A 22,575-nucleotide genomic window follows, 5' to 3' on the forward strand; every position below is an offset into this window, starting at 1 on the left:
GTTACTTGTTCTCTTTTGACTGGCCCATGATCTCCTGGGCGGTGAAGTTGATGTGGCACGTCGGGAACGAGTTGCCGACGAAGAAATTGTCGGACTGAGCCGAATAGTAATCCTGCCCATCCTTGAGGTTTGGATCCTCAACCTTTGCCAGCGGCAGCTTAACCGACTGCGGTACCACCTGACCTTCCAGCGCCACGATCGCGGTGTGAATGGCGACCGCGACCTGTGCCGGCCCGGTGCCCGCCGAAGCGCATTTCAGGCCGCCGGACGAAAGCTTCGCGCAGAACTTGCGGAAGCCGTTTTCCGTCTCGCCGCCGAAGGGAACCATGGGATGCTTGGCGTCGATCATCGCCTGCACGACGCCGGTGTCGCCGCCCTGCGCGGTGATGCCGTCGAAATGCTTCTGCACCGCGATCGCGTCGGCGGTAGCCTTCTGCGCAGTTGGATCGTCCCACTTGCCGACGACCTCGATGACGTCCCACTTCTTGCCCGACTTGCCGAGCGTCTCGTGGATGCCGTCATGGCGGTCGCGGTCGACGGAGGTGCCCACCACACCGCGAACTTCCAGGATCTTGCCGCCATTCGGCACATTCTTGATCAGCCAGTCGGCCCAATAGACGCCCAGGCCCTTCTGGTCGACGTTGACGTTGATCGCATCCTCGGTGTCGAGGATATTGTCGAAGGCGATGAGAATGACGCCCGCGTCATTGGCCCGCTTGATCACCGGCTTGAAGGCGGCCGGATTCTGAGCGTTGACGACGATCGCATCGAAGCCGGAATCAATGAAGTTGTTGATCGCCGCGATCTGCGCCGCGACGTCCTCGCCCGTGGAGACGACCTTGAATTCCTTGAGCTTGGCGGCAATTTCGGGTTGCGCCGCATAGGCCTTGGCCGTTTGGATCATCTGGATGCGCCAGGTATTGGCGATGAAGCCGTTGGCGAGTGCGATGCGGTACGGCCCCTTCTTGGCCGGATATTGGAAGAACTTCGTCTGCTGGGCCCATGGCACGAAACAACCTGGATCCGCCGACGGACCAGCCACGATCTTCGGACCGGCCAGCGATGATACGGAATTCAGGATGCTGACGGCGGTCAAGAGCGCGGCGACAGCCGCGATGCGACAAAGATTGCGAGTACGTTTCACGTTTTCCTCCCTCTTGCTGCAATCACCATTTCAGCCTCGGGCTGTTGCCTCGAAGCTTCGCGCTGGCGCGAACAGCTGGATGCCACCCGATGAAGAGTGGTCGGTGTTTCAGTTGGCGTACGATTGTCCAAGTTAAAGACACCTTCAACCCTAGCGTCAACCTATCTGCTTGCTTTTGCCTCAACTCCCTCGTCGCTTCGGGCTGAGGCGGCTTGCCCCAGGCGCCGTCTTCTCGACGGATCGAGCGAGCGTCTCCTGGACGATCGCATCGCGGGCCTCGACGAGGTGTCGACGCATGGCACGCTCCGCCTCGTCCTGGTCGCCAGCGGACAGCGCGGCCAGAATCGATTGATGCTCGGCCATCGTCCCCTCCGCCCGGTCAAGCCGCATGGAGAAGCGGCGGACCAGGTGCGCCTGATCGATCAGCGCGGCATGGATGGCGGCAAGCCGGCGGTTGCCGGTCGCCGACACGATCAGGACATGGAAGCGGTTGTCGGCGGCGAGCGCCTTGTCGGCGCGCACGATGCGCCCGCGATCGCAGGCGGCGGTGAAATCGGCGATGGTCCGGGAAAGCTCGCCAAGGAGGGCACGGTGGGCTCCCCGATCCATGGCACGCCGCACGGCGGCGGTTTCGACGATCTCGCGCGCCTCGTACAGATCGGCTACGTCGGCCGGATCGAATTCGCGGATGACGGTGCCGCGGCGCGGCAGCACTTCGACCAGGCCCTCGCTCTCCAACTGCTTTAGCGCCTCCTTGATCGGGGAGACGCTCACCGTCAGCTCTTCGGCGAGACGATCGACGTCGAGGCGATGACCGGGCTCAAACTCGAGCGCCAGGATACGGCGTCTCAGCTCGGCATAGCTTTGAACAGCAAGAGTTTCCCGGATGATTGCCACGAGCAACTCTGAAATTTTAAATTTCAGCCGTAGCATGGATCCAGGTCTGGACCTTGTCAACAGCGGTCGAATTACATCGTTTGGGCGGTGGTAAGCGAGGACGGGGCCTGGGCCCCCTGCCCTATGAAAAGGCCTCAATCGCTTCTGGAACCCGGCCGATCGGCATCATGGGGAATGACATTCTGCCGAATGTGGTGGCGCCGCTGCTGGTGCAGGCGACATGCATCTGCGTGAACGCAACGACCACCGAGGCTGAACTACACCTTCCGGCGTCCCAAATGAGTGCCGCGGGACTGAACGGCCTGGCGCTTCAATTTCCGCGACCCAGTCAGTAGACCCGGCGCGGATGCGTTTTGGGACAAATCTGGGACAGTGCGGTGTGAATTGATCCGCATCGGTCTGCATCAATCAGCATCGTATTGCACTGATCCCGTTAACCCCGGCCTCCCCTGCCCTAGCGCTTCCGCGGGTCTGATTCGCTCTTGAAAACCGGCAGACCTGCAAGGGTCTCGTGGGTTTGAATCCCACCCCATCCGCCAAAGCGTATACTGAGCAACGGCCTGCTTCGCCGACGTACAATCCGGCCACAGAGATGAGGCGCTCGTTTGGGACGATCCTGGGACAGAGCGAAGCGGCAAACGCTTCAGCACACACGTCATGCCGACGCGCGCAAAGCCTCCGTCGACGAGACAATCGGCACGTTCAAGGCCAGACCGGTTGCCAACAGATCACGGTCGCCTGTAACCAAGAGTGATGCCTTTCCCGCGATCCCAAGCCTCAAGAACATCGCCTCTCTCTCGTCGCAACATTGGGGAATGTGCGCGGCACGGCGCGGCACTTTGATGATCTCGCCCTAGGGCTGGACCGCTTCATCGCAGCTTGAGGCGACTGGGAGAAGGTGTCGGATGCACGGAGCGTCGCGACTTATCAGCCGGCTGTTGCTGACGTTGCTCGTACTCTGGACGGTGGCAACAATCCTCTTCCTGATGTTCCGGCTGATGCCCGGAACCCCGTTGGCAGCCTTCGTCAGCCCGACCTTCACGGCCGAGCAGCAGGAGTCGCTGCGCCGAGGATTTGGCCTGGATAGACCGCTGCATGACCAATACGTATTGTTCATCGGCAACCTGCTGCGGGGCGATCTCGGCCAATCGTTCTTTTACGGTCGCCCGGTCGGCGAGGTCGTCATGACTGCCTTCGCCAATACCATGGCGCTCACCCTCAGCTCGTTGCTCGTCGCCTATCTGCTCGGTGCCCTCGCCGGGGCATTCCTCGCCTGGAAGCGCGGCACCTGGATCGAAGGCGTGGGAATTCCGGTGGTTCTAGTCACGCGCGCCGCCCCCGAGTTCTGGCTGGGTATGGTCATGCTCGCGGTGTTCAGCTTCGGCCTCGGCTGGTTTCCCGGTGGCGGGGCCAATTCGGCGGGCCAGTCCTTTACCAGCGAATGGGCGCGGCTGTTCTCAATCGATTTCCTCCGCCATCTGCTTCTGCCGGCCGCGGCGCTCGCGCTCTACCTGCAGGGCCTGCCACTCCTGCTGATGCGTACCAACATGCTGGAGGTAATGCAGGAGGATTTCGTCACCATGGCGCGCATGAAAGGCCTGTCGAACTGGGCAATCGTCATGCGTCACGCGGCGCGCAACGCGCTCCTGCCGGTCGCCACTGCCTTCGCTCTCGGCATCGGCCAGTCGGTCGGCGGCAATGTCGTGGTCGAGACCGTCTTCAGCTGGCCCGGCCTCGGCCGCATGCTAGTCGACGCTGTCGCATCCAGCGACTATCCGCTGGCCCAGGGCGCGTTCCTGCTGATCGCGGCCACGCTCGTAACCATGAACTTCGTCGCCGACCTGCTCTACAGCCTGCTCGATCCGAGGATCTCCCATGCAAGCCGCCGCTGAGGCCGGGCCGGCCAGACGGCAGGCGTGGTGGATGCTCGCCTGGCTCGGACGTGATCCGTTCGCCATTGCCGGGATCGCGATCTACGTTACCTTCTTGTTCGTCGCAGTCTTCGCCGAACAGCTCGCAAGCCACGATCCTCAGCAAATTCTTTACCAACCGAACGGCCGCGTGCTGGCGAACCTGTCGCCGCGATCCGGCAATCTCCTCGGCACCACCAGTCTCGGCCGCGACATCTTCTCCCAGCTTGTCTTCGGCGCCCGCAGCGCCCTCGTCATCGGTGTGACCGCCGCAGTCGCCGTCGTCCTCACCGGCACCCTCATCGGCCTTGTCGCCGGCTTCTTCGGCGGGCTGGCCGACCTGCTACTGATGCGTTTGGCCGACGTCGCGCTCGGCATTCCATTCCTGCCGTTCGTGATCGTGCTGGCGAGCTTCCTCGAGCCCAGCATGTGGAACGTGGTGATCGGCATGGCGCTCCTGGTCTGGCCGTCGACGGCGCGGGTGATCCGGAGCCAGGTGCTGAGCCTGCGTGAACGCACTTTCGTCGAAGCCGCCCTCGTCACCGGGTCGAGCCGATTGCGCATCCTCTTCGTGCATGTAGCACCGAACGTGCTGCCCCTTTCCTTGGTCTACGGCTCGATCTCGGTCGGATGGGCGATCCTGACCGAGGCCAGCGTCAGCTTTCTGGGATTCGGCGGCGGCGAAACCGTTTCCTGGGGGTCGATGCTGCAAAACGCCTATGTCTCCCAGGCCCTGTCCAGAGGCTGGTATCACTGGTTCGTGCCGCCGGGGTTCTGCATCATCCTCGTCGTCGTTGCCGGCTTCTTCGTGAGCCGCGGCTTCGAGGAGGTTCTGTTTCCGCGGCTCCGGGACTGACGCCCATGTCTGTGCTCTCGGTCCAGGATCTGCGAGTTCACTATCGGAGCGACCGGGGCGTCGCCGAGGCCGTGCGCGGCGCCACGTTCGAGGTGCCGAAAGGCCAGGTGGTCAGCGTCGTCGGCGAGAGCGGCTGCGGCAAGACGACGCTGGCGCGCGCCATCATCGGCGTGCTGCCGAATGCCGCCTGGATCGCCGGCGGTCGGCTGATCTTCCAAGGCGTCGATCTTCTCTCGCTCAGCCCGAGCGAACTGGCATCGCGGCGCTGGCGCGACATCGCCTTCATTCCGCAAAGCGCCATGAACTCGCTCGACCCGGTTTACCGCCTCGGCACCCAGGTCGAGGAGGTGCTGATCGACCGCGGCGGCATGGACAAGCGCGCGGCCAAGCGTCGCGCCGCCGAGCTGTTCGACATGGTCGGTCTCGATCCCATTCGCCTCCGCGACTTCCCGCACCAATTCAGCGGCGGCATGCGCCAACGCGCCGCCATCGCGCTCGCCCTCGCGCTCAGACCGAGCTTAGTGATCGCAGACGAGCCGGTCACGGCGCTCGACGTCATCATCCAGCGGCAGATCCTGGATACGTTCAAGACCCTACAAACTGAGCTCGGCCTGTCGGTCATCCTGATCACCCATGACATAAGCGTTGTCGCCTATGCGAGCGACCGGGTCGTGGTCATGTACGCGGGCGAGGTCGTCGAGTCGGGCGCCACCTCTGAAGTGCTGGGCCGGCCGTTCCATCCCTACACTATGGGACTCTACAAGGCGTTCCCAGACCTGCATGAGGTGATCGGGACCTTGGTGCCGATCGAGGGCAGCCCGCCCGATCTGGTCAAGCCGCCGGTCGGCTGCGCCTTTGCCGATCGCTGCCCATTCACATTGTCGGACTGCCTGACGAGCCGGCCGCCGACGCTCGATGTCGGCAATGGCGGCAAAGCCGCCTGTCTCAGGGCACCGGAAGCGGAGCGTTTGCGTCTGAAGGCTGGAGAGCCCACGACATGGCTCCGCTTGTAGACGCAACCGCCCTCACCAAGCACTTCCCGGCGACGCGGGGAATCCCAGAGATCCTGCGCGGCGAATGGCCGGTGGCTCGCGCCGTCGACGGCATCGATCTTGCCATCGCCGAAGGAGAGACCGTCGGCCTTCTCGGCGAATCCGGTTGCGGCAAGACCACGACCGGTCGACTTCTGCTGAAGCTGACCACGCCGACGGCTGGAACGATCCGGTTCGCCGGCGAGGACCTGACCGCTCTCCGGGGGCCGGCGCTGCAGCGCTTCCGCCAGCAGGCCCAGCTCGTCTTCCAGAATCCCTTTGATGCCATCAACCCGCGCTTCACCATGCTCCGGGCGCTGCGGGAGCCGTTGCGGAACGCCGGCGTTCCGAAGGCGGAGCAGGCCGAGCGCATTCGCCTCGCCATGGAGCGGGTGCGCCTGCCGGATGTCGGATCCTACTACGACAGATACCCGCATCAGCTTTCCGGCGGCCAACTTCAGCGCGTGGTCCTGGCCCGCGCGCTCGTCCTGGAGCCGCGCTTCATCGTCGCCGATGAGCCCGTATCGATGCTGGATGTCAGCGTCCGCGCCGGCATCCTCAACGTCATGCGCGAGATACACCGGACCATGGGCCTGACGGCTGTCTACATTTCCCACGACTTCTCCCTGGTCCGCTATGTCTGCGCTCGCACGGTCGTCATGTATCTCGGCAAGATGGTCGAAGATGGTCCCTCCGCCGAGGTCGTTAGAAGGCCGTTGCATCCCTATACGCAGGCGCTGGTGAAGGCCGTACCAGTACCGCATGTCGAGCAATCCCGAGACCCGCTGCCGATCAAGGGCAGCCTGCCGGGCGCACAGGCGCCCGCGGGCGGCTGCCGGTTCCGCGATCGCTGCCCATATGCCTTCGCGCGCTGCGCCGAGGAGGAGCCGCCGATGCGCGAGCTCGCGTCCGGCCATCGGGCTGCCTGCCATTTGCTCTAGCCATCGGCCATGAACACCAAAAAGGAGAGCCTGAATCCGTGACCCATTCTGCATTCCCGCGCGCGCCGCATCTGCACTAGACTTCCCCCCGAACGCGGCCGGAGGCGAGCGGCATGGATTTGAAGCTCAAAGGACGGAAGGCGATTGTCACCGGCGGGTCGCGCGGGATCGGCCGCGCCATCGCCGAATTCTTCGCAGACGAGGGCTGCGATGTCGGCATCTGCGCCCGCGGCGAGGCGGGCGTCAAGGCTGCGGTGACCGCCCTCGAAGCGAGGGGGGTGAAGGCGGTCGGCGAGGCGGTCGACGTTGCCAACGGCGATTCCATACGTCGCTGGGTCGCAAACATGGACAAGGCGCTTGGCGGCTTCGACGTCTACGTGTCGAACGTCAGCGCCTTGAGTGTCGCCGGTGCCGACGAGGCGGGGTGGCGGCATGCGCTTGACGTCGACATCATGGGTTCGATCAATGGTGTCGAGGCAGCGCTGCCGGTGCTGGAACGATCCAGCTGCGCCTCGGTCGTCTTCATCGCAACGACCGGCGCGGTGCAGGTCTATGGCCCCCGCAAGCCCTATCCATCGGTCAAGTCGGCGCTCCTCGCCTATATGAAGCATCTCAGCCACGACGTCGCAGCGAAGGGCATCCGCGTCAACGCGGTCTCTCCCGGCTCGATCTATTTCGAAGGCGGCGTCTGGGACCAGCGCAAGAAGAACGAACCCGAGCGCTACGCGCGCATGCTCGCGCTCAATCCGCTCGGCCGGTTCGGCAAGCCCGAGGAGATCGCCGCCGGAGTCGTGTTCCTGTCGAGCCCGCTCTCCGGCTACACTTCCGGTACCAATCTCGTCATCGACGGCGCCTCGACGGTGCGCATTCAGAACTGACGGATGTCTTTCGATCGGTCAAGGGGCGAGAACGGCAATGTACGAGATCAACGAGATGCCCTCCCAGGTCGACCGGGAGCTGTTGGCTCTGCTGGCGCAATGCCGGACGGAGTCGATCGGTCACTACCGCGAATGGGGCTGCGTGCACGGTTCCATTTCGGCAGTGATGCCGGAACGGCGCGTGGTTGGAACCGCCGTCACCCTTGCTATTCCCGGACACGACTCCGGCCTCGTCACCTACGTCATGAACATGATCCGTCCGGGCGACGTCATCTGCATCGATCGGCTCGGCGACAACCACAATTCCTGCTGGGGCGGCGGCACCACGCTCGCGGCCAAGGTTGCCGGCGCCGCGGGCGTGGTCATAGACGGACCATCGACGGGCTCGTCGAAATTCCGCGAGTTCGACCTCCCGGCCTGGATTCGGGGTTATTCGCCGATCACCTGCCACCCCTACGGCAATGGCGGGGCGATCAACGTGCCGGCCTGCATCGGCGGCGCGGTCGTGCTACCGGGTTATGCCGTGCTGGCGGACGAAAGCGGCGTGATCTTCGTTCCGCCCGCCGATGTGCGTTATCTCGCCGAGGGCGCCATCAAGCGCCAGGCAGGCTATCCCGCCATGCACGCCCGCCTCGGGGCTGGCGAGAAGATGGCTGACATTTCCGGTCTTGGGCCTCGCATCGCTGCGGCCGCAGCAGCCGAAGACGAGGCGCGGGGACGCAAGCGAGGCTAACTGTCTCATGTACGAGATCAACGATTTGCCGGCCCCGGTGGCACCTGAGCTGCTTGAGCTGCTGAGGAAATGCCGAACCGAGTCCATCGGGCACCATCGTCACTGGGGGTGCGTGCATGGTTCGATCAAGCCGGTCATGCCTGAGCGACGTGTGGTCGGTACCGCCGTCACCGTCGCCTGCCCGGGTCATGACTCCAGCATGATCCCCTATGCCATCGGCATGCTGAGGCCCGGCGATATCCTGGTGATCGACAGGTTGGGCGACAATCGCAACGCCTGCTGGGGTGGCGGTACCACGCTCGCGGCCAAGCTGACCGGAGCGGCGGGGGTCGTCATCGACGGGCCCTCCACCGGAGCTTCGCGGTTCCGCGAGTTCGACTTCCCGGCATGGCTTCGCGGCTTTTCGCCGATTACCTGCCATCCCTATGGCAGCGGCGGAGCCATCAACATCCCGATCTGCGTCGGTGGCGCGGCTGTCCTCCCCGGCTATGCCGTGCTCGCCGATGAGAGCGGCGTCATCGTGTTGCCGCCCGAGGACGTGCGCTACTTGGCGGAAATGGCGCTCGACAGACAGGATCGGCAGCCAGCCAATTTCGAGCGGATGCGCCAAGGCCAGAAGCCAGCCGATCGCCTGGGCCTCACCGACAAGATCAAGTCGGCGGCCGAGGCCGAACGCTCGGCCCGCGAGGCGGCGCAGAACAAGAAAACCTGAGCGAGGCGGAGACCGGCCGATGAGCAAGATTCGACGCGTTGCCGTGAGCCACTTCAGCAATGGCGCAGAGGTCTGCCTCTACATCCATGAGATCGCCGGCAAGAAGGGCAAGGGGCCTTTGCTGGGGATCTCGGGGGCGATCCACGGCAACGAGCCGACAGGGACCTACGTCATACGCGAGATTGCCCGGCATTATGCCGACGGCAATTTCCGCGGCCGCCTTTGGCTCCTCCCGGTCGCTAACCCGCTCGCCTTCCAGGCCAACAAGCGGGTGACGCCGGTCGACGGCCAAAACCTGAACCGGGTCTTTCCCGGCAAGGCCCAGGGCATGTTCACCGACCTGCTCGCCGCCAAGATCAAGGGCGATTTCCTCGACCATCTCGAGGTCTATCTCGACTTTCACACCGGCACCGACCGTCCGACGGTCGATTACACCTATATCCACAATGCCCTCGACCTCTCGCGTGCGTTCGGCACGCGCTACCTCTTCCGCCCGCAAGCGGAACGCGAGGGCCCGGTGTTCAACGGCACGTCGAAAGCGGTGACGACGGCGCGCGGCGTGCCGTCGGTCACGATCGAGCTCGGCGGCGGCGTTGTTGATCAGGCGCCCTACATCGCCCGCGGCGTTGAAGGGATCAAGAACATCATGCGGACCTTGAATATGGTCGACGAGCCCCCCGCACCGCCGATCACGCAGACGGTGCTCGGCGCCATTCCGACGATCTTCCCGACCCAGGGCGGATTCCTTTACACGGAGTCCCCGCCGCTCGGCGAGGAGATCGCCGGCGGCGCGGTGCTCGGCCGCGTGGTCAGCCCCTACACCTTCGAAGAGCTCGAGGTCATCTGCAACCCGGTCAAGCGCGGCGTTATGATCCTCACGCATCTGACGGCGAATCTGGTCGAACCCGGCGATTACGGCTACATGGTCGGTGATCTCGACGGGAGCGAGGCGCTGCCGGGCGTCCGGCCAAAGAAGCGTCGCTAACCCGCCGCCGAAGACCGCTCTCGGGCCTACTGCGCCATGACGGTGTCCTTGACGCCGTCCGGGTAATGCAGCCTCCCGCCGACCCAGGTGTAGCCGGCGTCTTTGAGCACCTGGCGCGCCTTTTCCAAGTCGAACATGCCCTTCTCGACCGCCGGATTGTGCCAGTAGTCGAGCACGGTCGAGACGATCGAGTTGGTCGGCACGCCCTGCTCCTTCCACGCGGCCGCCGCCAGCAGCGCACGGTCGGTGGCGAGCGAGAGCGCCTTGCGGAAGGCGCGGTCGTTCATCGGCTTTCGCTTCAGGTTGAACCCCATATATTCGACGCCGATGGTCACGCCGCTCTTGATGGCAATGGTGCCGCCATCCTTTGCGGCCTGCAGCAGTGGATCGTGGTCGCCGCGGTACTCGCTGAGGAAGTTGATCTCGCCATTCTTCAGCATGCCGAGCGTCGCCTCCAGGTTGGGCACGATGCGGAGGATCCAGCGCTCCGCCTTGGGCGGCGACCAGTGCTCCTTATTGGCCGCCAGCAGCACCTCGGCGTTACGACGCCAATGAACGAACTTGTAGGGGCCGGAGCCGATCAGCTCTTCCGGCTGGTAGTTGTCGAAGGTCTGCCCCTTGGCCTTCAGCTCCCGACCGATCGGACGCCAGATATGCGCGGGCGTCAGGTTTACCTTGGCCAGGGTCGAGGTGAGGAACGGCGCCGAGGCGCTCGTGAGGTGCATCCGCACCGTACGCTCGCCCACTACCTCGACGCTGGCCACGATGCTGAGGAAGGGCGCGTACATCGGCGCCATCTGCTTCACCTCGCCGAAGGTGAAGACGACGTCATCGACCGTCACCGGCTTGCCGTCATGCCACTTCATGCCGACACGCAGCGTCACATCGATGGTCTTGTCATCGATCCATTTGTAGGACTCGGCCGCCCATGGTTCCGGCAATCCCTTCGGACTGATGCGCAGCAGCCGATCCCAGACCAGGTCGGTGATCCAGGACGCCGCTGCGCCACCGATCGCCAGCGGCACCAGATTGAGCAAGTTGTCGGAGGTGTTGAGGATGATGTCCTTCTGAGCGCCGAACGGCCGCAAATTGACATGAGTCCAGAAATTGAGGATGCCTAGGCCGGACTGCTCGACGACGGATTTCTCGTCGAACAGATCCTTGCGAAGCGCGTAGTCGACGATCGGGTTGACGAAGAAGACGTAGGACGGATCCGCCGCCTGGATTTCCTGCGCTTTGTACACGAGCTCGCGCCGCTTCGCCGGATCGGTCTCGACCTGTTGGGCGGCCGCGTATTTGTCGTATTCCGGATTGCGATAGCCAGGGTAGTTGTAGCCCTTGTCAGCGGTCGACGAGTGGAACATGTTATAGATGACCTCGTCGGGGTCGCTGCGCTCCGGCCTGCCAACGATCGACCACATCGCCATGTCGAAGCAGGCCGCGCCCTCGCAGGTGCTGCGGTCGAAGTAGACGACGTCCAGCTTCCGCTTGTAGGGCGTCTCCTTGACCTTCACGTCGAGCCCGATCTTCTTCCACATGTCGGCCAGAAGATAAGCGGCCTGATTGGCGTTCGGATTGGCATCCTTAGTATCGGCCGTGAGCTCCAGCGAGCGCACCCGCTCGCCCGCCGCGCCTGCCTCAAAGGGCACCAGCATGATCGACGTGGCCAGAACGCCGGCTGCGAACGCCAGCACGGGATTGGACGGATTTCTAGCAATCATCGCTCGTCTCCCACATTGGATTGCTCGAGATCGTGCCTGGCGCACATCCTCCGAGGGGCCCATCGGTTTCAGGCGCCCCCTCTCCCTATTCGGCCCTGCCGACGCATCATGCTACGGTCGCCTGGCATTTTGCAGCAGGACAGCTTATCGACAATCGGCAAATCTGCAACAATGTCGCCAGAGAGTTCCAGGAATGGGAGATGTTCATGGCCTATCGGGCCGCCTCCTCGCCAGCCGCCTGGCACGGCGCCCAGCTCGGCCGCGACGATCGCTGGATTCGCACCTTCACGCCCGCCGCCTTGGATGAGCTGCACCGCGCCACCAAGCAGGTGATCGACCGCGGCATTCCGCTCTACGCTGCGACCAAGACCGATTTCCCCCTCGATCGAGCCGCAGAGCAGCTGGCGCTCATCGGCGAGGAGATCGAGAATGGTCGAGGGCTGTTGCTGTTGCGCGGCATCGAGGCACGTCGCTATTCGAAAGACGAGCTTCGGCAGATGTTTTGGGGCATGTCCCTCTATCTCGGGACCGCGGTGCCCTTCGCCCAGCAGGCCGCGAAGTTCGACGACGTCATGGATTTCGGTGATAAGCCGGGCACGCCGTTCTCGCGCGGCAATCGAACCCGGGCCGAGTTGATGTTCCATACGGACACCGCCGACATCACCGGCCTGCTGTGTCTGAGTACCGCTCGCCAGGGCGGTATCAGCAAGGTCGCAAGCTCCATCACGATCCACAACGAGATGCTGAAGCGCCGTCCGGATTTACTCGAGCTGCTGTTCGAGCCCTATCACAGCTCCCGCAACACCGAAGAGAGGCCCGGCGAGCCGCGCTACTATACGATGCCCGTCTTCGGCATGAGGGATGGGTGGTTCGCCTCGCACATTTCGCGCCGCCTGGTGCGAGCCGCACAGGAGTTCCCTGAGGCCCCGCGCCTCCGACCCGAGCAGGCCGAAGCGCTCGAATTGCATGCGGCCATCGCGGAGGAGTGCTGCCTTCACTTCGCCTTGCAGCCTGGAGACATCGAGTTCTTTTGCAATCACACGCTGCTGCACTCCCGAACGGAATTCTTCGACGGCAACAGCGACGAGCAGCGTCGGCACCTGATCCGCATCTGGATATCGACGCCCAACAGCCGGCCGTTGCCGGAAAGCTTCAAGGTGCTGTATGGCCGCGTCGGCCGCGGCGAGCTCCGAGGCGGGCACTGGCGCGGCGACCACCTGCCTCAAGAGACCCACGGCTGACTGCGACTCGGTGCGTAAGCGAACAAAATCGCCCCTATGCCCCAGGGGGCTTGGGACAAATCTGGGACAGCGCGGTGCGAATTGATCTGCATCGGTCTGCATCGATCAGCATCGTATTGCACTGATCGCGTTAACCTTTGCCGTCCCTGCCCTAGGGTTTCCGCGGGCTTGAATCGCTCTTGAAAACCGGCAGACCCGCAAGGGTCTCGTGGGTTCGAATCCCACCCCATCCGCCAATTGCGTAACGCGGACTCTATTGTTCATTGCGCGCGTGAGGATATTGGCAAACCTCCCGCGGTGGCTTGCGACTGCGCCAATCGGCGACCCAATTGCTCACGATGGGACATCTGCCCCGTGAAGGGCCGGCACCACCGTCGTCTAGCTCGCTGCCGCTGCTACTTTCTCACGACTGGTCCGGCCGTACCGGTCGAAGGGCGGTCGACGCGCTCCTAGATGGTCCACCGATGTGCCGATGCGTGCTTGAGGCGACGTTCATCCGGCGCATGCTTGGTCGCCGATCAGGGACTTCCGCCCAGCGGAGCGTCGGCAAAATACCCGGTCCAGGCAAACCAGTATGCGAGATGACCGGGAAGCCGCGGCAAGCTCTGCCCGGCCGGCCCGAGCAATGCCGCTTCGGTCGCAAGCCAGGTTTCGTCGCCGGCAATGAGGTGGTCATGATCAGCGCCGGCGATGAAGCGACGGCCGCCCGATTCATAGGCGCGGGCGCCGGATCCGTCGGCCTCGCCGACGATGACCAGGTCCAGAAGGCCGACGGAATCATTCACGACCGCGCCGCCTGAGAATCGAGACAAAGGCCACGCCATGGACCCACCGGGAACCCGCAATCCGAAGACGCGGTCCTTGGGTTTGAGGCGGCCGTCCGGCACGAGCGCCGGAAACATGAGCTTCGGGCTCGCGAAGTAATCGCGGTAAGCGACGCCGGGCCCATAGTCCCTTACGAAGCCGGTGTCGAGGGCGAGCACCGTCGTATTCGGGTGCCGCCGATACCATTCCTGCCATGACGTCGTGACCAACGGCAGAACGGTAAGCACGACGCCCGAGCCAACGAGCGGACCGATGGCGGGCCGACCGGTGAACTGGTTCCAAAGCGAGCGCGTGTCCCGGTCATACATCAGCTTGTTGGAGCGATAGAGCAGACCGGAGGTGCCGAATGTGAGCGGCTGCTCCCGACCGCTCACCCTCCCATCGAACAGGATGCCGGCGCCGCAGAGCGTGCAATAGGCGAGGCTCACCGGAACGCCGCCGACGACGTCGTTCACCATCTCGTGCCAGTTGACGATGCGAAGCGGATAAGCCCGTTCCTCGCCGTTCAGCTCGACCCCGAAGACCTGATCGTCGGGATTGAGATAGCTCGCCGCATCGGCCGCGATCATGGTCGGATGATCGAGGGCAGGAATGCCGTCCGGGACGACGCCTCCCCAGGCGATCTCCTCCAGGCGGATGGTATGGGGACTATCGGCCGTAAGAAAACTCAGAAAATCCGGGTTGATCGCCTGCAGGACGTCGGCGAGGAATAGGCCATAGCTCGGGTCCGGAGCGATTTCCGGGTGTGCCTGTTGCCAAATCATCCAGTCAAACCAATCGTCTCCGGCGCGCTCTCCGGCAAGCTTGGCGAGCCCGTCCACGACCAGCGCATAGCGGGCGGCCGGCACGAACCGCAAAATCTGGACGAGCGGCGCGATCGCGCCCGGGCCGCCATTTTCCACGAGCCAGGCGATGGCGCCCGCGCGATCGCCGGCGGTCAGCCCGATCGCCTGGCGAGCATGGGTGTAAACAGCCGAGCCTTCCGCAGCGACATGGCCGACCTTCACCGCGAAGAGCAGCACCCCTATGACGAGAAGTGTCGCGAATGAACGTGGCATGCCGCTCGGGATCTCAGCCGCGGGTGGAGCCTAGCGCCGCGCCTGGCCTTCGCGTCATCAAATACTCTTGATTGGCGTCGCTACTCCCGCGCGGCCGCAAACGCATCGAGGCCGAGCTCGGCTCGGTAATCAGCCGAAATCTTGGCTTTCTCGGCCTCGAGGGGAATTCCCGTCGCATCGGCGACGCGATCGATGGCATTGAACAAGCCGATCACGCCGGCAGCATCGACCAAGGCCTCGGGGCCCAAACGGTTGAGGACCTTGCCGCGCAGATCGTTCAGCCTGGCGTCATCCTGGCCGAGCGCCGCCTCGGCGAGGTCGACGAGAAGGCGGCCATGGGGCACGCCGCCATCGCCCTCGCCGGCACCTAGCAACAGGCTCAGATCGTAAGATTCGCCGCTATGCTCGCTGCTCGCACGGAGCAAGTTGCCATGGTTGGTCGTTCAATAAAGACATCGGTTGAGAGCCGATACGCGACCGGCGAGGAGCTCAATCTGAGTATGAGTAATGGCGCGGTATTCCCGTCCAAAATCGCGCATCGCCGGCCCTGGGAGATATTGATGCTCGACCAGGTCGAAGAAGCCACGCACCGCATCGGGGACCAGGCTCATCGCCTTATGAATGTTCGCAGGAGCCCGATCGGAGGGATACATCCCCGCCTCCTCCGCGCTGGCATCCTCGGGCTCGACCCAATCGATCCACGCGCCGCCGGCCCTTGCACCCTCGGGCTGGCGTTGCGTGGGTGCGCCTGCGACGGGGATTGGGAGTTCTCGCTGTCTCGTTCCGACACCCTTCGCGAAGGTATCGATTGCGACCGTTTCGGCAACGATGTCGATCAGCTCCACGTAGCGCTCCATAGTCAGCCCCGAAGCCGACAACCTCTGCATCCATGAGCGCGAGAGGCGGGCTGGGTCGGTCCGGATGCGATGAATGGCATCCACCGCTGCTAGAGGCAGCTGGCCCAGATGGTCATGGGCGCCCAGCAAAGCGTCCGGCGACAGCGCGGCTTTCCGCTTGCGGCATAGAAGGCAGTCATCGGCGTGGCGCGTCTCGGCGGCAATGGCGATACGCTCGCTGCCGGTCCACCAGGTGCCCGGGCGCGCCAGACGCCGCCACGCACGCGCATGCGCGGCCGTCAAGTCGGCACGAACGCTCAGCGCAGCAGTAACGCTTGGCATAGATGTTCTCTCCCTCGACTCAACGAGCATTGAATATTGGCGAGCGAGCGGGCGCGATAGGCTTGGTAAAAGCGGATTAGCCGGTCGGCGAGCGGCAGGCTGCGATCGGCGATCAATCGATCCCACTCAGCGTTCCGACTGTCTCCGATACGGACCTGGAACACCCGATCGATGATGGCTTGCTTGGATGGGGAGTGGCGGTAGAGCAAAGCTTGGGTGACTCCGAGACGCTCGGCGAGCGCTCGCGTGGTGCCGGAGAAGCCGGCTTCCGCAAAGAAGGCTGCGCCTTCGGCCAGGATCTTCGCCTCGCGCTCGCCCTGCTCGAGGCGCCGCCGAGGCTCGGCAACCTCCTTTCGCCGCGGTCTGGACCTCACGATGCCGCCTCAACCCGCTGGAATCGCGCCGGCATTCCGTATCGGCTCAATGAGCCGGCCGGGTACCGGACCCTCCGGCAGAGCACCCGCGGCGCAAGCGACCGGATCCGCTCTAATCGTCGACAAATCGTCATTGTTCAGACAGTCTTCTCGAGGGGTGTCGACCGACGGAAGCGACGTCTGCGAGCAGGGGGACACATGCCGTATCCACCGGAGCGCCGCGGACAGACTCGAGCGCGAATCATACGGAGCGCCCAGGCACTCTTCAATCGCCATGGCTTCACCGGTGTCTCGATTGACGACGTGATGGAGCATGCCGGCCTCACGCGCGGTGGCTTCTATAGCTATTTCCGCACGAAGAGCGAGCTGTACGCGGAGGCTGTCGCCCTCGCATTGGCGGTGACACCGTGGTCGCGCTGGGACGGAGTGAGTGTCGATTTCGCCGCACGCGATGCGGCAAGGCAGGTCGTGGATGCGTACCTATCCCGCGAGCACTTCAGCGATGTCGAGGGCAGCTGCCCCATGGTCACGCTTCCGGGTGACGTGGCTCGCAGCGGCAAGACCGTTCGACGCGCCTTCGAGAACGTTTTCAAGTCTATGGCCGATCTCTTCAAGGAGAGTTTGAAACGCGAAGGGCGAGCCGATCGCAACCGCGCGCTTGCGATCGCTGGGATCTGCGTCGGCGGGATGGTCGTAGCACGCTCGGTCGAGAGTGCCGCGCTCGCCGACGCGATCCGCACCGCCGCGAGGAAGACGGCTCTTCAATTGGGCGGGTGGAGCGAAGACGGGACCATCGATGGTCGTGGACAGGCCTCTACGCGCCCAGAGCCCCGCAATCGCCGCCGCCGCACCCTTCGGAAGTAGTCCCGCATCGCTCTGCTGAATTGCCGACGTTGTCTCTGCACGAGGTGCCCATGGGACCCACGCGGAAGACGACGTCCCTGTGTCGGACGCTGCGCCTCAGACCGCCTTCATGTGCACCCGCGCCCAGTCGGCGAAGCTCGTAAAGCCACCCGGTACCAGGGCGTTGGCGGCAGCGATGTACCGCTCGTGCTCGGGGCCGAAATAGGTGTGCTCCGCAAAGTACTGGAACATCTCTCGCATTTCATGGGCGCCATCATAGAGACCGTCGTAGACGTCGGGGGGCACTCGCGACACCTGCAGCTTGTGCCCTTGCGCGTTCAGGGTGCCGACAAAGTCGTTGAAGGAGTAAACGCCGCCGCATACGCCCAGATAGCTGCCGTCAGGCAAATGGTCACCTGCTGCGAACGCGGCGGCAACGGCGCGACCAACCTCGGTGGCGTCGCCGGCATGCATCACGCGCGCGGCCGGATCGATGGGCAACGCCCAGCCGCGGCCGCCGTTCGGCAGCGGCTGGGGCGGCATCATCGTGACAAAGTTCTGGTAGTACATTGGCGGCATTACGAATGTGTGGCGCGGGAATCCGGCCGCCTCGACGACTGCGTCGACCCGGGCCTTCCCAGTGAAGTGCGCGACCTTGACGCGCCCGGCCGTCAGCGTCCCGCAGTCGGGCAATGTCGACCAGATGAGGTGCTTGACCCCGGCCGCACGGGCGGTCTGCACGGCCACGGTGCCGATCTCGGTCTCACGCGGCATCTGCGCTGGATCCCAGAAATTGGTCACGACGAAGGCGCCATACGCCCCCTCGAACGCAGAGCGGAGGCTACTCTGGTCGAAGAGATCAGCCTTGACCACCGCGGCTCCGCGCGCCGCCAGTGCCCGCGCCACATCGCCCGTGGGATTGCGGCTGGCAACACGCACAGAAAACCTGTCCGCACCCATGAGCGCGTCAACGACGCCACCACCCTGTAAGCCCGTGGCACCGAGTACCGTCACGATTCGCTTGGTCATCATCGTCTCCTCGCACCGGATACGCCGCGGTCTCGCGCGCAGAGTGCGCCACTCTAGTTGGGCACTGTGCTCCGAGCCCAAAAGCCATCCTTCCAATTTATGTTCAAGGACATATTCTGCCGGCGCAGTAGCCTTTCGTGGGGCAAGTGGCTCCTTCGTCCGATCAATCCGCGCGATCAGGCATCGATACTAGACGCGAGGCTCAGCTTCATCCGTGTGAATGCGTGCTGAAGGCCGGGCTGTTGCAGCGTCATGCAGCCGGGGGCCAGGTGGCGGCGGAATGCGATTTCTCGGGATGCGGTTACTTCCTCGGAACGTTGAAATTGCCAAATGGCGTGCACGTTCCATTGCAGCGTTACGCATTTCATGAAGTGTGCCGGTTCCGTCACTCTAAAATCGTCGACGCAATCAGTACCTGAGACGACGCCCGATCGACACCGCCGAGAACGTCCGCCACCGCAAAGCAATGGGCGTCAACATTTCCCTTGGCTCAGCAAGCGGACCTGAAGCCCCGGAAGTTCCTTAGGACACGCTCTTTTGAGCCCCGCCTTGGGACAAATCTGGGACAGTGCAGTGCGAATTGATCTGCATCGATCTGCATCGATCTGCACCGTACTGCACTGATCGCGTTAACCTTTGCCTCCCCTGCCCCAAGGTTTCCGCGGGTCTGATTCGCTCTTGAAAACCGGCAGACCTGCAAGGGTCTCGTGGGTTCGAATCCCACCCCATCCGCCAATCTCGACCCTGCCCGATGCGGGAGTAGTGGGGCGCGAGGTTCGCGTGGCGATGCGCGCCTATTGCCCGGCTGAATCTCGCGGTAAAATCGATGAAATTCGGCATCGCTGGGTGGAGTCCCGTGGTAGGCGCGCCAGCATCGGCTACGGAGTTCGACGTCGTCGTGGCGGGGTCCGGTGCCGCGGGACTCGCCGCCGCACTGACCGCCGCCCGTGGCGGGCTCTCAGTGCTGATCCTCGAAAAGAGCGACAAGCTTGGCGGCACCAGCGCCATGTCCGGCGCCGGCACCTGGATTCCGGCGAACCATCTGGCGAAGGCCGCCGGACTCGCGGACAGCCCCGAGGAAGCGCTGACCTATCTCCGGGCAACCGCCCCGAAGGGATGGCAGACCGCGGAGGACGCCCTCTGGCGAGCCTTTGTTGATAACGCGCCGCGCCTGCTCGAGTTCGTGGAACGGGAGACGCCGCTGCGTTTCGAACTCATTGCGGAACCTGATCCGATCGCCGAGCGCCCCGGCGGCAAGCTCAGAGGGCGCATGCTCTCGACCCTGCCGCTGTCGCGGCGGATCGTCGGCCGGTACGGCGCGCTGATCCGCCGCTCGACGCTTCCCCACCTCCTCACCTATCGCGAAACGATCGAGCTCGATCCCTATCATCGCCCCATCGCCGTCGTGCTGCGCTTGCTTCCAAAGCTTGCCCGGCGCTGGCTCTCCGGCAGCGCCGCCCAGGGCAATTCGCTGGTCGTCGGCCTGCTCAAAGGATGCCTCGACCTTGGCTGCCGCATCGAGCTCGGCGCCCGTGTCGTCGAACTGATAACCGAGACGCAAGGCGGCCGGATCGTTGGCGTCGTCGTCGATCAGCAGGAGGTGCGGACCCGGTTCACCGCGCGTCGCGGCGTCGTCCTGGCGACGGGCGGCTTCGAATGGAGCCACGAGCTGTTTACCCGGTATTTTCCCGGGCCTATCGACCGCATCGGCAGCCCGCGCAGCAATACAGGCGATGGGCAGCGGTTGGCGCAGAGTGTCGGCGCCAGGCTCGATCGCATGGACCAGGCCAACATCTACCCCAATATTCCGGCGCGCTACGAGGGCCGGCGCCACGGCATGCCTGCGACGTTTCAGGCCGAGCCCCATGCCATCCTGGTGGATCGCAACGGCCGGCGCTTCATCAGTGAATACGACTACAACATCGGCGAGGCGATCGATCGACGCGACCCGGCGAGCGGCGAGCCGATGCATCTGCCCTGCTGGGTGATCGGGGATAGTCGCTATCTCAGCCGCTCGCCAATGCTGCGCTGGTATGCCCGCAACGAGCCGTCATGGATTCATAGAGTCTCGAGCTTGGCCGAGCTTGCCAAGAAGATCGGCGTGCCGGCCGATGCGCTTGCTGAAACCGTCGCCCGGTTCAACGCCTTCTGCGCAGCCGGCCGAGACGCTGACTACCAGCGTGGCGAATCTACGTGGCAGCGCTACAAGTCCGGCTGGGACAACCCCAACGCGCCCAATCCGACGCTGGGGCCGATCGAGCAGCGCCCGTTCGTCGCTTTGTCCTTCAACCGATCGACCGTTGGTACCAAGGGCGGGGCGCGAACGAATGAGCGCGGCCAGGTTCTGCGACCGGATGGCAGCGTCGTCGCCGGCCTGTTTGCCGCCGGCAACGTCATGGCCAATCCGATCGGCACGCGCGCGGTCGGCGCCGGCACCACGATTGGCCCCTGCATGACCTGGGGCTATATCTGCGGCCAAACTCTGATGATGGAAAATCCGCCGGCGATGGGGCACCATTGAGCCGAGCGCCGCGCTAGGCATCGGGCCGCAACGCCTCGTGGATCCGTTCCATCACCCAGCGGTTCTTGGGCCACACCTCGACCTCGATCTCCGGTTGCTGCGCGCGAAGCTCCGGAATCCATCCCGCAGGATCATCGATGGGACAATTGAAGAGCACTCTCATTGGGCCGGCTCAGCCCATCGATAGACCGCCATTGACCCTGAGTGTCTGGCCCGTGATGTACGCGGCTTCATCGGAGGCGAGGAACGCCATGGCGGCCGCGATCTCCTCCGGCTTGCCGTAGCGCTGCATCGGCACTAGCTTGAGCGCGGCGGCGAGGCCGGCCTGATCGATCGCTCCGAGCATCTCCGTCGCGATGTATCCCGGGGATACGGCATTCACCGTCACCCCGAACGGCGCAGCCTCGGCAGCGATCGGCCGCAGCATCATTGTGATACCGCCCTTCGATGCTGTGCAGACCGAGTACTTGTTGCCGCCGAAGTCGGCGATCTCGGTGATGCAGGAACCGGTCGCAATGATGCGACCTGTGCGACGCTCAATCATGTGCGGAAGCGCCGCCCGGGTTACGTTGAAGAAGCCGGTGAGATTGGTACCGATGGCCCGCTCCCAATCCTCATCCGTACTTTCCATGAAGGGTCTATCGATGATGATGCCGGCGTTGCTGACGAGGATATCGAGCTTGCCGAATGCATCGACGGTTCCCTTGATGAGCCGCTCGGCGTCACGGCGTCTGGAGACATCGGCCCGGATGACAATGGCCTCGCCGCCGAGGTTGCGGATCTCCTGGGCGACAGCATCTGCCTTCGTCCGGTTCGCCACGCAGTTCACGACCACCCTCGCACCGTCGCTGGCAAAGCGCAGCGCCACCGCCCGCCCGATGCCGCGCGAGCTGCCGGTGATGATGGCCGACTTGTCCTTGAGCGTCATGGCGTTACCCTCCTTGCAGGCGCTCGAAAGCAGTGGTGGTGTGGCATCGGCACTAGGCCTCGGCGTCGTCGACTCGCATCATGCAATATGCCGCCTGACAGAGCCCTACGAAGCTCTAGATTGCGCGCTCCTCGCCGCGTGGCTTGGCGCTTCGGCCGTGCCCCTTGCAGGACATAGCCGATGAGGCGGCAGGTTCCCGCCAGCGACGGCGCGATCACGCTACGAGCGCGGCGAAGCAACACCACTCTCGGCGGTGGTCAATCTATTCCGGCTTCTGGAAAAAGCACACCGAACTACTGAAGGAGCTTGCGCAACCCGGAAAGCCCGAGCGGCTATGCCCGGCATTAAGCGCTCTTGGGACAGTCTTGCGACAGTGCGGCGTGAATTGATCTGCATCGCTCTGCATCGATCAGCACCGTTCTGCACTGATCCTGTTAACCTTTGCCGCCCCTGCCCTAGTGTTTCCGCCGGTCTGATTCGTTCTTGAAAACCGGCAGACCTGCAAGGGTCTCGTGGGTTCGAATCCCACCCCATCCACCAGCCGCTTAGCACGGACCTTTTCGACCCGTTAGCTGAGAAATTGGCAGGTTTCCCACCGCGAGAGTGATGAGTTCCGCTAAGTCCGCTTTGTGCCATGGGACTAAACCGCTTTCGCGGTAGAGCGCTGCACGCAGGCGTGTGCCTGAGGCGATCAGCGGGGCAATAACGGTCAAGGAGCGTCTTGTCTGAGGATCGGGTTGTTCGACCCACCCTCAGCACAGGAGCATCCC

Annotated in this window: 21 protein-coding genes; 11 read left to right on the forward strand and 10 right to left on the reverse strand. The window is 64.0% G+C overall.

What is annotated here, in order from left to right:
• Window position 1 precedes the first annotated feature (1 nt).
• Together HY058_02280 and HY058_02285 are read right to left on the reverse strand one after the other, a co-directional pair.
• Window positions 2-1,144, reverse strand: a complete 1,143-nt coding sequence (locus HY058_02280; protein ID MBI3496111.1) for an ABC transporter substrate-binding protein — start codon at window positions 1,142-1,144, stop codon at window positions 2-4.
• Between the two features lie 180 nt (window positions 1,145-1,324).
• On the reverse strand, window positions 1,325-2,041 hold the full coding sequence (locus HY058_02285; protein MBI3496112.1) for a GntR family transcriptional regulator: 717 nt from the start codon (window positions 2,039-2,041) through the stop codon (window positions 1,325-1,327).
• Window positions 2,042-2,946: 905 nt separating this feature from the next.
• Here HY058_02285 and HY058_02290 point away from each other — a divergent pair.
• From HY058_02290 to HY058_02325, 8 genes are all read left to right on the forward strand, one after another.
• The gene (locus HY058_02290; protein MBI3496113.1) at window positions 2,947-3,933 is read left to right on the forward strand and encodes an ABC transporter permease; all 987 of its coding nucleotides are present in this window, start codon (window positions 2,947-2,949) and stop codon (window positions 3,931-3,933) included.
• Window positions 3,917-4,807 (forward strand): ABC transporter permease, encoded by an 891-nt coding sequence (locus HY058_02295; protein MBI3496114.1) that lies wholly within the window; start codon window positions 3,917-3,919, stop codon window positions 4,805-4,807. The genes HY058_02290 and HY058_02295 overlap by 17 nt, the downstream gene beginning before the upstream one ends.
• A 5-nt stretch (window positions 4,808-4,812) precedes the next feature.
• Window positions 4,813-5,820 (forward strand): ABC transporter ATP-binding protein, encoded by a 1,008-nt coding sequence (locus tag HY058_02300; protein ID MBI3496115.1) that lies wholly within the window; start codon window positions 4,813-4,815, stop codon window positions 5,818-5,820.
• The gene (locus HY058_02305; GenBank protein ID MBI3496116.1) at window positions 5,805-6,779 is read left to right on the forward strand and encodes an ABC transporter ATP-binding protein; all 975 of its coding nucleotides are present in this window, start codon (window positions 5,805-5,807) and stop codon (window positions 6,777-6,779) included. Before HY058_02300 ends, HY058_02305 begins: the two co-directional genes overlap by 16 nt.
• Before the next feature lie 113 nt (window positions 6,780-6,892).
• Complete coding sequence (locus tag HY058_02310) at window positions 6,893-7,657, forward strand: SDR family oxidoreductase (protein MBI3496117.1); 765 nt, start codon at window positions 6,893-6,895, stop codon at window positions 7,655-7,657.
• 37 nt (window positions 7,658-7,694) lie between these two features.
• Window positions 7,695-8,390: an RraA family protein gene (locus HY058_02315; protein MBI3496118.1), complete on the forward strand. Its 696-nt coding sequence runs from the start codon at window positions 7,695-7,697 to the stop codon at window positions 8,388-8,390.
• Between the two features lie 7 nt (window positions 8,391-8,397).
• Complete coding sequence (locus HY058_02320) at window positions 8,398-9,102, forward strand: RraA family protein (protein MBI3496119.1); 705 nt, start codon at window positions 8,398-8,400, stop codon at window positions 9,100-9,102.
• A gap of 19 nt (window positions 9,103-9,121) precedes the next feature.
• The gene (locus HY058_02325; protein MBI3496120.1) at window positions 9,122-10,087 is read left to right on the forward strand and encodes a succinylglutamate desuccinylase/aspartoacylase family protein; all 966 of its coding nucleotides are present in this window, start codon (window positions 9,122-9,124) and stop codon (window positions 10,085-10,087) included.
• Between the two features lie 26 nt (window positions 10,088-10,113).
• Here the strand turns inward: HY058_02325 and HY058_02330 are convergent, their stop codons facing one another.
• The gene (locus HY058_02330; protein ID MBI3496121.1) at window positions 10,114-11,808 is read right to left on the reverse strand and encodes a twin-arginine translocation pathway signal protein; all 1,695 of its coding nucleotides are present in this window, start codon (window positions 11,806-11,808) and stop codon (window positions 10,114-10,116) included.
• A 206-nt stretch (window positions 11,809-12,014) separates the two neighbouring features.
• Between HY058_02330 and HY058_02335 the strand changes: the two genes are divergently transcribed.
• Complete coding sequence (locus HY058_02335) at window positions 12,015-13,049, forward strand: TauD/TfdA family dioxygenase (protein ID MBI3496122.1); 1,035 nt, start codon at window positions 12,015-12,017, stop codon at window positions 13,047-13,049.
• Between the two features lie 518 nt (window positions 13,050-13,567).
• On the opposite strand, the gene HY058_02340 is transcribed toward HY058_02335, so the two are convergent.
• From HY058_02340 to HY058_02355, 4 genes are all read right to left on the reverse strand, one after another.
• Entirely contained in the window at window positions 13,568-14,932 is a 1,365-nt protein-coding gene (locus tag HY058_02340; protein MBI3496123.1) for a DUF3179 domain-containing protein, read from the reverse strand.
• Between the two features lie 80 nt (window positions 14,933-15,012).
• Window positions 15,013-15,357 carry a hypothetical protein gene (locus tag HY058_02345; GenBank protein MBI3496124.1) on the reverse strand — a complete coding sequence of 115 codons (345 nt, stop codon included), beginning with the start codon at window positions 15,355-15,357 and terminating at the stop codon, window positions 15,013-15,015.
• 18 nt (window positions 15,358-15,375) lie between these two features.
• Window positions 15,376-16,140: a hypothetical protein gene (locus HY058_02350; GenBank protein MBI3496125.1), complete on the reverse strand. Its 765-nt coding sequence runs from the start codon at window positions 16,138-16,140 to the stop codon at window positions 15,376-15,378.
• Entirely contained in the window at window positions 16,086-16,484 is a 399-nt protein-coding gene (locus tag HY058_02355; GenBank protein ID MBI3496126.1) for a helix-turn-helix transcriptional regulator, read from the reverse strand. The genes HY058_02350 and HY058_02355 overlap by 55 nt, the downstream gene beginning before the upstream one ends.
• A gap of 198 nt (window positions 16,485-16,682) precedes the next feature.
• On the opposite strand from HY058_02355, the gene HY058_02360 reads away from it, so the two are divergent.
• Window positions 16,683-17,348, forward strand: a complete 666-nt coding sequence (locus HY058_02360; GenBank protein MBI3496127.1) for a TetR/AcrR family transcriptional regulator — start codon at window positions 16,683-16,685, stop codon at window positions 17,346-17,348.
• 96 nt (window positions 17,349-17,444) lie between these two features.
• Here the strand turns inward: HY058_02360 and HY058_02365 are convergent, their stop codons facing one another.
• Window positions 17,445-18,356 carry an NmrA family NAD(P)-binding protein gene (locus tag HY058_02365; protein ID MBI3496128.1) on the reverse strand — a complete coding sequence of 304 codons (912 nt, stop codon included), beginning with the start codon at window positions 18,354-18,356 and terminating at the stop codon, window positions 17,445-17,447.
• An 826-nt stretch (window positions 18,357-19,182) separates the two neighbouring features.
• On the opposite strand from HY058_02365, the gene HY058_02370 reads away from it, so the two are divergent.
• A complete protein-coding gene (locus HY058_02370) occupies window positions 19,183-20,877 on the forward strand; it encodes an FAD-dependent oxidoreductase (protein ID MBI3496129.1) in 1,695 nt (564 codons plus the stop codon).
• A gap of 13 nt (window positions 20,878-20,890) precedes the next feature.
• On the opposite strand, the gene HY058_02375 is transcribed toward HY058_02370, so the two are convergent.
• Window positions 20,891-21,040, reverse strand: a complete 150-nt coding sequence (locus tag HY058_02375) for a hypothetical protein (GenBank protein MBI3496130.1) — start codon at window positions 21,038-21,040, stop codon at window positions 20,891-20,893.
• 9 nt (window positions 21,041-21,049) lie between these two features.
• Window positions 21,050-21,805 carry a 3-oxoacyl-ACP reductase FabG gene (locus tag HY058_02380; GenBank protein MBI3496131.1) on the reverse strand — a complete coding sequence of 252 codons (756 nt, stop codon included), beginning with the start codon at window positions 21,803-21,805 and terminating at the stop codon, window positions 21,050-21,052.
• Between the last annotated feature and the right edge of the window lie 770 nt (window positions 21,806-22,575).

It is taken from the genome of Pseudomonadota bacterium (genome assembly GCA_016195085.1).
GTDB lineage: Bacteria > Pseudomonadota > Alphaproteobacteria > SHVZ01 > SHVZ01 > JACQAG01.